6 protein-coding genes and 4 rRNA genes are annotated in these 12905 nt (G+C 35.9%); 2 read left to right on the top strand and 8 right to left on the bottom strand.

The genetic code is table 11. The features are described from left to right. Positions 1 to 294: 294 nt before the first annotated feature. The 6 genes from P4S50_RS18965 to P4S50_RS18940 form a co-directional block, all read right to left on the bottom strand. A complete protein-coding gene (locus P4S50_RS18965) occupies positions 295 to 2733 on the bottom strand; it encodes an ATP-dependent Clp protease ATP-binding subunit (protein WP_277734781.1) in 2439 nt (812 codons plus the stop codon). Positions 2734 to 2840: 107 nt separating this feature from the next. Then, the gene (locus P4S50_RS18960; RefSeq protein ID WP_277732324.1) at positions 2841 to 4826 is read right to left on the bottom strand and encodes an elongation factor G; all 1986 of its coding nucleotides are present in this window, start codon (positions 4824 to 4826) and stop codon (positions 2841 to 2843) included. Between the two features lie 420 nt (positions 4827 to 5246). Continuing rightward, complete coding sequence (locus P4S50_RS18955) at positions 5247 to 5753, bottom strand: thioredoxin family protein (RefSeq protein ID WP_277732323.1); 507 nt, start codon at positions 5751 to 5753, stop codon at positions 5247 to 5249. 71 nt (positions 5754 to 5824) lie between these two features. Next, a 5S ribosomal RNA gene (rrf, locus tag P4S50_RS18950) occupies positions 5825 to 5941 on the bottom strand. Positions 5942 to 6001: 60 nt separating this feature from the next. Beyond that, a 23S ribosomal RNA gene (locus tag P4S50_RS18945) occupies positions 6002 to 8920 on the bottom strand. A gap of 86 nt (positions 8921 to 9006) precedes the next feature. Next, a 16S ribosomal RNA gene (locus P4S50_RS18940) occupies positions 9007 to 10523 on the bottom strand. The 16S, 23S and 5S rRNA genes sit together here, the layout of an rRNA operon. A 336-nt stretch (positions 10524 to 10859) precedes the next feature. Here P4S50_RS18940 and P4S50_RS18935 point away from each other — a divergent pair. Beyond that, positions 10860 to 11057 (top strand): hypothetical protein, encoded by a 198-nt coding sequence (locus P4S50_RS18935; protein WP_277732322.1) that lies wholly within the window; start codon positions 10860 to 10862, stop codon positions 11055 to 11057. Between the two features lie 38 nt (positions 11058 to 11095). On the opposite strand, the gene P4S50_RS18930 is transcribed toward P4S50_RS18935, so the two are convergent. Beyond that, complete coding sequence (locus P4S50_RS18930) at positions 11096 to 11227, bottom strand: hypothetical protein (protein ID WP_277732321.1); 132 nt, start codon at positions 11225 to 11227, stop codon at positions 11096 to 11098. A 256-nt stretch (positions 11228 to 11483) separates the two neighbouring features. Here P4S50_RS18930 and P4S50_RS18925 point away from each other — a divergent pair, with 256 nt between their 5' ends. Beyond that, complete coding sequence (locus P4S50_RS18925; RefSeq protein WP_277732320.1) at positions 11484 to 12254, top strand: GNAT family N-acetyltransferase; 771 nt, start codon at positions 11484 to 11486, stop codon at positions 12252 to 12254. 491 nt (positions 12255 to 12745) lie between these two features. Here P4S50_RS18925 and rrf (P4S50_RS18920) read toward each other — a convergent pair. Continuing rightward, a 5S ribosomal RNA gene (rrf, locus tag P4S50_RS18920) occupies positions 12746 to 12862 on the bottom strand. Between the last annotated feature and the right edge of the window lie 43 nt (positions 12863 to 12905).

The following is a 12905-nucleotide window of genomic DNA, read 5'->3' as shown; positions in this document are numbered from 1 at the left end:
ACTTAAACTCCGGTAAAATCTCCATCTAAATTAAGTTTCGCTTTATCCTAATTATAGGATACCAAAAAATATATATTTTGGGAAACAAAAAATTCTCTTTATTTCCCCTCATAACTTATATTTTCACCAATGTCTTACAATTTATATTTCTATAAACAGTAATTATTTTTATTAACTTTCATCTAATTTTATCCCAAAGATAAAAGTTCTAAAACTCCATGTGAATTAAGTTTAACTTTATCCTAATATTTAAAATAATATGATTCACTTATATACAAAAAAGAGCTTAAAAAATTAAGCTCTTTTTTCAAATAACAGCTTACCGTTATTTTCTTTAACTATTATATCATCTCCATTATTAATATTTCCTTTTAAAATTTCCTCTGAAATATTATCCTCAAGGAGTTTTTGTATAGATCTTTTAAGAGGTCTAGCTCCATATTCTCTATTAAACCCTTCTTTTGCTATTAACTTAATTGCACAATCTTCAAGTTCTAAATTTATATCCATGCTTTTTAATCTTTCTTGTAAGTTTTTAATCATAAGCTTTACTATTTCATCTATATGTTCTTGATCTAGAGAATGAAAAACTATTATCTCATCTATCCTATTTAAAAACTCTGGCTTAAATTTTAATCTAAGCTCTTTCATAACATTTTCTTTCATTTTCTCATATTCACTTTTCTGAATTTCTTCACTTCCTAAATGCTTCTTAAATCCCAATGTTTTTTGATTGTATATATTGTGAGCACCTACATTAGACGTCATTATTATTACAGTATTTTTAAAATCGATTATTCTTCCTTTAGAATCACTTAACCTTCCATCATCTAATATTTGAAGTAATATATTAAATATATCTGGGTGTGCTTTTTCTATTTCATCAAATAATACTACGCTATAAGGATTTCTTCTTACTTTTTCAGTAAGCTGACCTCCTTCTTCATGACCTATATATCCAGGAGGAGATCCTATTAACTTTGCTACAGAGTGTTTCTCCATATATTCAGACATATCTATTCTTATTATGCTATCTTCACTAGAGAACATCACCTGAGCCAGCGCTTTAGAAAGTTCTGTTTTACCGACTCCTGTTGGTCCTAAAAATATAAATGAACCTATTGGTTTTTTAGGGTCTTTAAGACCTACTCTAGCCCTTCTTATAGCTTTTGATACAGCTTTTATAGCTTCTTTTTGTCCTATAACTCTATTGCTTATTATATTTTCAAGATTTAAAAGTTTTTTACTTTCTTCTTGTATAAGCTTATTAACAGGTATTTTAGTCCATGAAGATACTATATCCGCTATATCTTCTTCATCAACCACATCAGATGATTTTGAAGAATCTTTCTTCCAAGATTTTTGAGTCTTTTCTAGCTTTTCTTTTATTTCTTTTTCTTCATCTCTTACACTTGCAGCATTTTCAAAATCTTGATTCCTTATAGCTTCTTCCTTTTCTTTTGCTAAAATTTCCAATCTATTTTGCATATCCTTTATATCTTTAGGAGGAACATAATTAGAAAGTCTTACCTTAGAACTTGCTTCATCGATCAAATCAATAGCCTTATCTGGTAGAAATCTATCATTTACATATCTATGCGACAAATTGACTGCTGCATTTATCGCTTCATCAGTTATTTTTACATTATGGTGAGCTTCATATCTGTCTCTAAGTCCTTTTATTATATTTATAGAATCTTGAATAGACGGCTCTTCAACCATAACTGGTTGAAATCTTCTTTCAAGAGCAGAGTCCTTTTCTATATATTTTCTATATTCATCAACAGTAGTCGCTCCTATTATTTGTATTTCACCTCTAGAAAGCTCAGGCTTTAAAATATTAGATGCATCCATAGAACCTTCTGAGCTACCAGCTCCAACAATTGTATGTAACTCATCTATAAATAATATTATATTTTGATTATTCTTTAATTCAATCATTACATTCTTTATTCTTTCTTCAAATTCTCCTCTATATTTGGCACCTGCTATCATACCAACTAAATCTAGTGATAATATTCTCTTATCTTTCAATATTTCTGGTACATCTCCTGATACTATTTTACCTGCTAGACCTTCTATTATGGCTGTTTTACCTACCCCTGGATCTCCTATAAGTACAGGATTATTCTTAGTTCTTCTACTTATTATTTGTATAACTCTTTGTATTTCGCTATCTCGTCCTATAACAGGATCTAACTTTCCATCTTCATATGATTTATTAAGATCTTTTCCATATTTATTAAGTGTTGGTATATTCTTATTGTCAAATTTTTCATTGTTTTGGTGCGTTATGTTTATATCCTTTAAACAGTTTAATATTTCTTTACTTAGTTCATTCATGTTTATACCCAAATCGTATAATATCCTCCACGCTATTCCATCACCTTCTTTTATAATTGCCAAAAGTATATGCTCTGTTCCAATATAGTTATGTCCTAGTACCTTTGCCTGCATAAATGAAAGTTCAAATATTTTCTTAGTTCTTGGACTAAATCCAATTACTTTAACTTTTAAATTACCTATTTGTATGTATAAAGGCATACGCTGCTTTATTAGTTCTTGAGTAACTCCAAACTTATTCAAAACTTGTCCAGATATACTCGTGCTATCTTTTAAAATACCCAATAATATATGTTCACTTCCAACTAAATTATGTCCCATATTACTGGCTTCTAGAGTTGCTATATCTAGTGATTTTCTAGCTCTTTGAGTAAATTTATCAAACATAATACCCCTCCTAAATTAATACTACTACATATTATTTCCAAAATATAAAATGTTAATTCAGATAGGTATAGATTAAAAAAGGATGACTTTTTAAGTCATCCTTTTTTAATCTATTTATTATTTTTTGCTTCTTCTATTATCTTCTCTGCAAATTGCGATGGAACTTCATCATATTTATCAAATTCCATTTCAAAATAACCTCTTCCTTGAGTCATAGATCTTAAGTCTATTGCGTATTTAAAAGTTTCTGCTTGTGGTGCCTGAGCATATATAACCTGCTTACCTCTTGAAGAAGGCTCCATTCCAAGTATTTTACCTCTTCTTTTGTTTATATCTCCCATTATATCTCCCATATACTCTTCTGGAACTACTATTTTTAAATTCATTATAGGTTCTAACAATATAGGATCTGCTTCTTGTATCCCTTTTTTAAATGCAATCGAAGATGCTATTTTAAATGCCATCTCAGATGAGTCAACATCATGATATGATCCATCGTATAATGTTGCTTTTATATTCATAACAGGGAATCCTGCTAATGAACCTTCTCTAAGACATTCTTTAAGACCTTTTTCAACAGCAGGTATATACTGTCTTGGTACTGATCCTCCAAATACAGATTCCTCAAATATAAATTCTTCTTCAGATGGTTCAAATTTTATCTTAACATCTCCATATTGTCCATGACCTCCACTTTGCTTTTTATGCTTTCCTTGAACATCTGATTTTCCTTTTATGGTTTCTCTATATGCTACTTTTAAATCTGAGAGTCTGACATCTACTCCAAATTTCTCTTTCAATTTATCCTTTATAGAATTTATATGAAGTTCGCCTTGACCTCCTATTAATGTTTGCTTTGTTTCATGATTTCTAAACCATTTAAAAGAAAGATCTTCTTCTGATAATTTATGAAGTCCATTACTTATTTTTTCTTCATCTCCCTTTTTTAAGCTATTTATTGCATAATATATTTGTGGCTTTGGAAACTCTATATTTTCAAAAGGTTCCTTTTTTGAGCTTGTAGCCAGAGTATCTCCCGTTTGAACATTTGAAAGTTTATTTAATACTACTATATCTCCAGCAACAGCTTTTTTAAGTTCAATTTGATCTTTATTCTTCAATGAATATATATGATATATTTTTTCCTTGTTTTCTTTATTTATATTGTAAACTTCAGTGTCTGGAGTTAATTCTCCTTCACATACTTTAAGTAAAGATATTTTACCTACAAATGGATCAACTAATGTTTTAAAAACTATCCCTGAGAACTCTTTATTCTCACTACTCATTCCTATATCAATAGGAGATGGCATATAATCCCAAACCATATCCAGTAAAGTATGTATTCCTATATTCTTAGTTGTAGAACCACATAAAACAGGAATAATATTTCCTTTTAATACACCTTCTCTTAATCCCCTATGTATTTCCTCCTGTGTAAATTCCACTTGAGAAAAATATTTATCAAGAAGTTCATCATCAGTTTCAGCAACTGACTCTAACAGCATTTCCCTAATAGGGCTTATTTCTTCCTTGACATCTTCAGGAATATCAACCGTAATACAATCTTTTCCATTATATTCTCGTGCGAACATATCTACTACGTTTATGAATCCTTTAAATTCTTCATTATTTCCCATAGGTAAATGAAAAGGAGCTATTTTTTTTCCATATCTTTCTCTTAATTGCTCTAACACTTTATTGTATTTGGCTTTTTGACTATCAATTTTATTTATAAATATGAATTTTGGGGTATTATTTTCATCTGTTATTTCTAAAGCTTTATCCGTTCCAACTTGAATATCACAGGTTCCATCTACTACTATGATAGATCCTGCTGCTGCTTTAATAGCTGATATTGATTCTCCATAAAAATCAAAATATCCAGGAGTGTCTAAGAAATTATATTTGTGATTATTCCATTCAACAGGAACTAAATTAAGAGTGGATGTCATATTTACTTCTTCATTTGGCTTACTTATTCTATTTACTACTTTATTAGTATATAAAACAGCTTCTATTAAATTACTTTTTCCACATCCTGAATGTCCTAAAACTGCAATATTCCTTATTTTATCACTTTCATAAATTTTCATAGAAAAATCCCCCTTCGCTTTTTTATAATATTCTATATCTTTTGAATTTTTCCTTTTTTTAGCTTTTGTGTATAATCCAAAATAAAATATAATATCTTTCACTTATATAGTTTGATTAAGTTTCATTTTTAAAAACATTATAATTTTCTTATATATAAAATATTATGTTTTAAAGTTTTTATTATGTATGATATATAAAATTTCGTCTCCTCGCTAACTCGGTGACTCATGTCGCCAACGATCCTTCCAGGCTCCGTTGCTCAAAAATAGTTGCAAATATCACTTTTTAATCAATATTATCTAGAAATTCAAAATCATATAATTACTTATGCATTAAAAAATTCATCTACTCGCTAGCGCGGTGACTCATGTCGCCGTTCTAACTTATTTAATTTTTTGCAAAAAAAATAATAGGTCTTTTTAAAAGCCTATTATTTTTAAAACATCATCTATTGTATTTTTCGAGTATTCACCTTTTTTATATTTTCTTTTCGAAACTAATATCTCCGCTTCATTTCCTCTATTTATGATTTCTCTTAATATTGTCGGTAATTCTATGAATACTCCCAATTCTTCAAAGTCCTCATCCATTATTATAAATGTTGGTATCTTAGGTTTTCCATGAAGTTTATACTTATTCAAAGCTTCCTCATTTCCTTCTCTTGATACAATTCTTAAATTAATGTTTGAATTTAAATCGCATATAAAGCTTACTCCAGGTAAATTTATTTGGCAATCAGGACACCAATCTTCTGCGAATGCCAATATATATATCTTTTTTTGGATAATTTTTATCTTATTAACTAATTTTTTGTCCATATTTATACTGTCTTTTATTTTTTCTATTTTCTCCTTATATACATCTTCTGCCGATTCTAAAAACTCTTGAAAGCTCATTCCTTTAAAAAACAAGTCCTTTAAAATCATATTTTATACCCCCTATATGGATATACTACTTAAGAACTATTATAACACAAAAAATATAATAAAAAAAGATTACGTGGCTACGTCCTACTCTCCCAGGGGGCTGCCCCCCAAGTACCATCGGCGCTAAAGAGCTTAACTTCTGTGTTCGGAATGGGAACAGGTGTATCCTCTTTGCTGTAATAACCACATAATCTTTTGAATTGTAAGTATTAGATTTTAATACTTTCAAAATTGACCAGATTTAATAAAAGGTTAAGTCCTCGATCTATTAGTATTCATCAGCTGAACCCATTACTGAGCTTACACCTTGAACCTATCAACCAGGTAGTCTTCCTGGGATCTTACTCATAAAGATGGGAAATCTTATCTTGAGGTTGGCTTCGCGCTTAGATGCTTTCAGCGCTTATCCATTCCATACATAGCTACCCAGCTATGCCACTGGCGTGACAACTGGTGCACCAGAGGTATGTCCATCCCGGTCCTCTCGTACTAAGGACAGCTCCTCTCAAATTTCCTACGCCTGCGACGGATAGGGACCGAACTGTCTCACGACGTTCTGAACCCAGCTCGCGTACCACTTTAATGGGCGAACAGCCCAACCCTTGGGACCTACTACAGCCCCAGGATGTGATGAGCCGACATCGAGGTGCCAAACCTCCCCGTCGATGTGGACTCTTGGGGGAGATAAGCCTGTTATCCCCAGGGTAGCTTTTATCCGTTGAGCGATGGCCCTTCCACGCGGAACCACCGGATCACTAAGCCCGACTTTCGTCCTTGCTCGACCTGTATGTCTTGCAATCAAGCTCCCTTTTGCCTTTGCACTCTTCGCACGATTTCCGACCGTGCTGAGGGAACCTTTGGGCGCCTCCGTTACATTTTGGGAGGCGACCGCCCCAGTCAAACTGTCCACCTGACAGTGTCCCAAGACCAGATTCATGGTCTATGGTTAGAATCTCAATATTACAAGGGTGGTATCCCAAGGGTGACTCCACGAAAACTGGCGTTCTCGTATCTCAGTCTCCCACCTATCCTGTACATGTAATATCGAAATCCAATGCCAGGCTACAGTAAAGCTCCATGGGGTCTTTCCGTCCTGTCGCAGGTATCCGGCATCTTCACCGGAATTACAATTTCACCGAGTCTTTTGTTGAGACAGTGCCCAAATCGTTACGCCTTTCGTGCGGGTCGGAACTTACCCGACAAGGAATTTCGCTACCTTAGGACCGTTATAGTTACGGCCGCCGTTTACTGGGGCTTAAGTTCAATGCTTCGACTTGCGTCTAACACATCCCCTTAACCTTCCAGCACCGGGCAGGCGTCAGCTCCTATACATCGTCTTTCGACTTAGCAGAAACCTATGTTTTTGGTAAACAGTCGCTTGGGCCTATTCTCTGCGGCCTCTTCGGGCATACACCCTAATGAGGCACCCCTTATCCCTAAGTTACGGGGTCATTTTGCCGAGTTCCTTAACAAAAGTTCTCTCGCTAGCCTTAGAATTCTCTTCTCACCCACCTGTGTCGGTTTGCGGTACGGGTACCTTTAATCTCAGTAGAGGCTTTTCTTGACAGCATGAAATCGACTACTTCGCTACTTAATTTCGCTCCCCATCACACCTCAGAATTGCACCGACGGATTTGCCTATCAGTGCTCCCTTAATGCTTGGACCTACATCCAATAGTAGGATAGCCTATCCTTCTGTGTCACCCCATTCTTCAAACGATTATCGGTAGTACAGGAATCTCAACCTGTTGTCCATCACCTACGCCTTTCGGCCTCGGCTTAGGTCCCGACTAACCCTGAGCGGACGAACCTTCCTCAGGAAACCTTGGGTTTTCGGCCCGTAGGATTCTCACCTACGTCTCGCTACTCATGCCAACATTCTCTCTTCACTGCAGTCCACTAGTCCTTCCGGTCTAGCTTCAACCCGCAGTGAATGCTCCCCTACCCATTGACAAAGTCAATGCCGTAGCTTCGGTAGTAAGTTTTAGCCCCGATAATTTTCGGCGCAGGATCACTCGACCAGTGAGCTATTACGCACTCTTTGAATGAATGGCTGCTTCTAAGCCAACATCCTGGTTGTCTGTGCAATCCCACATCCTTTACCACTTAACTTACATTTAGGGACCTTAGCTGACGGTCTGGGCTGTTTCCCTCTCGACTATGAATCTTATCACCCACAGTCTGACTCCCAAGCAAAAGATAAAGGCATTCGGAGTTTGATAGTCTTCGGTAACCCATAGGGCCCCTAGGACATTCAGTGCTCTACCTCCTCATCTCTAAGCTTGAGGCTAGCCCTAAAGCTATTTCGGGGAGAACCAGCTATCTCCGAGCTCGATTGGAATTTCACCTCTACCCACAGCTCATCCCCGCACTTTTCAACGTGCGTGGGTTCGGACCTCCACGAAATTTTACTTTCGCTTCATCCTGGCCATGGGTAGGTCGCTCGGTTTCGGGTCTACGACAAGTAACTGAATCGCCCAGTTAAGACTCGCTTTCGCTACGGCTCCAGACCCTAAGTCCTTAACCTTGCTACTTATCGTAACTCGTTGGCCCGTTCTACAAAAAGTACGTGGTCACACTAATAATGTGCTCCCACAGCTTGTAGGCATAGGGTTTCAGGTTCTATTTCACTCCCCTTCCGGGGTTCTTTTCACCTTTCCCTCACGGTACTATACGCTATCGGTCACCAAGGAGTATTTAGCCTTGGGGGGTGGTCCCCCCAGCTTCCCACAGGGTTTCACGTGTCCCGTGGTACTCTGGAGTACGCTTGATGGTCTTCTCGTTTAATCTACAGGACTATTACCTTCTACGGTGGGTCTTTCCAAACCTCTTCGACTACAATACCTCCATCTTAATAAGCATATCCGCAACCCCTATGAAGAAAACTTCATAGGTTTGGGCTAATCCCCTTTCGCTCGCCGCTACTCAGGGAATCGATTTTTCTTTCTCCTCCTCGGGGTACTTAGATGTTTCAGTTCCCCCGGTTCCCCTCCTTAGACTATGAATTCATCTAAGGATACCTAGACATTACTCTAGGTGGGTTTCCCCATTCGGAAATCTCCGGATCAAAGATTGCTTGCATCTCCCCGAAGCTTATCGCAGCTTACCACGTCCTTCATCGGCTCTTGGTGCCAAGGCATCCGCCCTACGCCCTTAATAACTTAACCTAAATTTATTTAAATCTGTTCAATTTTCAAAGTACTATTTTGAGGAATAAACCCTCAAAATTAAACAGTAGGTTATTTCTCCTTAGAAAGGAGGTGATCCAGCCGCACCTTCCGATACGGCTACCTTGTTACGACTTCACCCCAGTCATTGATTTCACCTTCGGCAGATTCCTCCTTGCGGTTGGATATCTGACTTCGGGCGCCCCCAACTTCCGTGGTGTGACGGGCGGTGTGTACAAGACCCGGGAACGCATTCACCGCGACATTCTGATTCGCGATTACTAGTAACTCCAGCTTCATGCAGGCGAGTTTCAGCCTGCAATCCGAACTGAGACTAGCTTTAAGAGATTAGCTTGACCTCGCGGTTTCGCAACTCTCTGTACTAGCCATTGTAGCACGTGTGTAGCCCTAAGCATAAGGGGCATGATGATTTGACGTCATCCCCACCTTCCTCCGAGTTATCCTCGGCAGTCTCTCTAGAGTGCCCATCCGAAATGCTGGCAACTAAAGATAAGGGTTGCGCTCGTTGCGGGACTTAACCCAACATCTCACGACACGAGCTGACGACAACCATGCACCACCTGTCACCTCAGTCCCCGAAGGGAAAGCTTCGATTAAGAAGCGGTCTGAGGGATGTCAAGCTTAGGTAAGGTTCTTCGCGTTGCTTCGAATTAAACCACATGCTCCGCTACTTGTGCGGGTCCCCGTCAATTCCTTTGAGTTTCACTCTTGCGAGCGTACTCCCCAGGCGGAGTGCTTAATGCGTTAGCTGCGGCACCGAGGGGGGTAACCCCCGACACCTAGCACTCATCGTTTACGGCGTGGACTACCAGGGTATCTAATCCTGTTCGCTCCCCACGCTTTCGTGCCTCAGCGTCAGTTACAGTCCAGAGAGCCGCCTTCGCAACTGGTATTCCTCCTAATATCTACGCATTTCACCGCTACACTAGGAATTCTACTCTCCTCTCCTGCACTCAAGCCCTACAGTTTCAAAAGCTTACTACGGTTGAGCCGTAGCCTTTCACTTCTGACTTGCAGGGCCGCCTACGCACCCTTTACGCCCAGTTATTCCGGATAACGCTTGCCCCCTACGTATTACCGCGGCTGCTGGCACGTAGTTAGCCGGGGCTTCCTCCTAAGGTACCGTCATTATCTTCCCTTAGGACAGAGCTTTACGACCCGAAGGCCTTCATCGCTCACGCGGCGTTGCTGCATCAGGGTTTCCCCCATTGTGCAATATTCCCCACTGCTGCCTCCCGTAGGAGTCTGGACCGTGTCTCAGTTCCAGTGTGGCCGATCACCCTCTCAGGTCGGCTACCCATCGTCGCCTTGGTAAGCTTTTACCTCACCAACTAGCTAATGGGACGCGGGTCCATCCTACACCGATAAAATCTTTGACATTTTTAAGATGCCTTAAAAATGTATTATCTCGTATTAGCATATCTTTCGATATGTTATCCGTGTGTATAGGGCAGGTTACCCACGCGTTACTCACCCGTCCGCCGCTAAGATTAAGAAGCAAGCTTCTTAATCTCCGCTCGACTTGCATGTGTTAGGCACGCCGCCAGCGTTCATCCTGAGCCAGGATCAAACTCTTAAATAAAAGTTTGTCAGTACTCAGTAACTGACTTTATGTGTTGTTTCCGAAAATCACTGTTTGTGATTTATTTATAACCTACTGTTTAATTTTCAAAGTTCATTTTGTGTTTCGTGTTTGCCTCGTTGTCGAGGACAAGTAATAATATATCACCTTCTAACACATTCGTCAACACTTTTTTAAAGTTTTTATTACTTTTTATAATAAAAGATCGTACTTAATAAGTTATATCCTTCAAAACTTAATCTTTTTATAGATTAAGTTGAATATTTATATCTATATTGAAAAAAATAATACTAAAATCTATAATTTTCTATTTATTATTAAAAAGGTGGTGCTTTTATGAATGATAAATTAAGTCATTTAAAAAAACTATATGAAGATGGCTATAGATGTATTTACTATGATTCTGCTAATGAAAATACATTTTCTGTGTATCTAAAAAACTTTGAAATGGAGCGCAGTGAAGTTGTAGAATTACAAGATCCTACAGAGTTTAATGAATTAAGATCATATATAGATGGTTTTAATTTTAAATAGCTCTAACAAAAAAACTATAAAGGAGCCGTTAGGCTCCTTTATAGTACGTTTTCTTTAGTTATATTGTTTGCTATTTTTTTTATAAGATTTATCAATTCTTTTCTCTGCTTTTCGTCTTTATCTATTTTATTGATATATTGATTAAAATATAATATTTTTTTATTTTTCATTTTATCACATCCCATATTCAATATGTATTCTTATATTTCTATTTTTTTGTCTTTATTTCCTTCTTTATTTTTAAAATTTTTGTAATAAAAATAAATTATCTTTATTATAAATTATACTCAAATATTGGTTGTATTATACTTTATTACCAAAAATATTTATACAAAAAGAATTATCTAAAAACAAAGGTTATATTTATTTTATATAGAATAATATTACTTACAAAATTTTATTTCTCTAAACTTTAGGGGGTAACTTATGATTATACAATTAAATAATAACTACAATAAAGCTTTAATGAAATATTTAAAACAAGAAAGTGAAATAAATCTTTTTATCATAGGAGATATTGAAAACTATGGATATGATAAAAATTTTCAAGAGATTTGGGGACAAATTAATGATGATGGACTTCTAATAGCCGTATTGTTACGATTTCACCACAATCTTATATTCTACTCTAGAGATAAATTTGATATTAATGGATTTTATAATATTATGAAAAATATAGATTTTAAAGCTTTATCGGGCGAGAAAAGTATAATAGAAAAATTTCAATACCTATTTGACTTTAGCAAAAAAAGTGATATGCATTTTTGTAAACTAGATGATATTTCAAAATTAAAAAATATCAATTTGAATACTCAAATTAAACAATTAAATTTAGATAAAGTCGAAAGTATAATAAAACTTCATCAGTCAATTGCTGAGTTTGACAATTTCCCATTAGAAATAGTTAAGAGACATTTTGAAAGTGGTAGATCCTATTGTATAGAAGAAGATGATGAGGTTGTCTCAATTGCACAAACTACAGCTGAAAATAGTATTTCTGCTATGATTATAGGTGTATGTACTCATCCAAACTACAGAAAAAAAGGCTATGCATCAGCTTGTGTATCTCACCTATGTAAAGATCTTTTAAAAGAAAACAAAACACTTTGCCTTTTTTACGATAATCCTAAGGCTGGGGAAATGTATAAAAAATTAGGATTTGAAGACATAGGTACATGGACTTGCTACAATCCATAATTCTTCCAGTAGTCACGTAATTCTTTTTCTTATGACATCAGCTTTATTGATATATTCACATACTAAAAATGAGCCTCATTAATAATGTTAGCTACTTTTTGGTTGATATCTTACTATAGTACTTAGGTTGAGATGTTTAAATATACGCAAAAAACTTCTTGTGTCTGACTGCAAGAGAGTTCAAGTATACATGTACGATTTTTATTATAAACATCAGCTTTATTGATATACTCACATGCTAAAAAAGATGGTTATTAAAATGTTAGTACATGATTTAAATTTTTTTGTATAAAACTTGTTGTTGTGGTATTTAAATATACGTTAAAAAACTTCTTATGTTTGAGCCTAAGCGAGTTTAAGAAGTTTTAGTATATTTAATAAGACACAATACTTAGTTTTATTAAAAAATTTAACACATGTACGGTATTTTAATGACCATCTTTTCAGATTAACCACTATACAATAAGTAAAAAAGTGCATAAAAAAAGATTACGTGGCTACGTCCTACTCTCCCAGGGGGCTGCCCCCCAAGTACCATCGGCGCTAAAGAGCTTAACTTCTGTGTTCGGAATGGGAACAGGTGTATCCTCTTTGCTGTAATAACCACATAATCTTTTAAGTTGTAAGTATTAGATTTTAATACTTTCAAAA

Origin of the sequence: Tepidibacter hydrothermalis (assembly GCF_029542625.1) — a bacterium.
GTDB classification, from domain to species: Bacteria; Bacillota; Clostridia; order Peptostreptococcales; family Peptostreptococcaceae; genus Tepidibacter_A; species Tepidibacter_A hydrothermalis.
The sequence above is the reverse complement of the archived record's forward strand: the minus strand, read 5'-3'. Positions and strand labels throughout refer to the sequence as shown.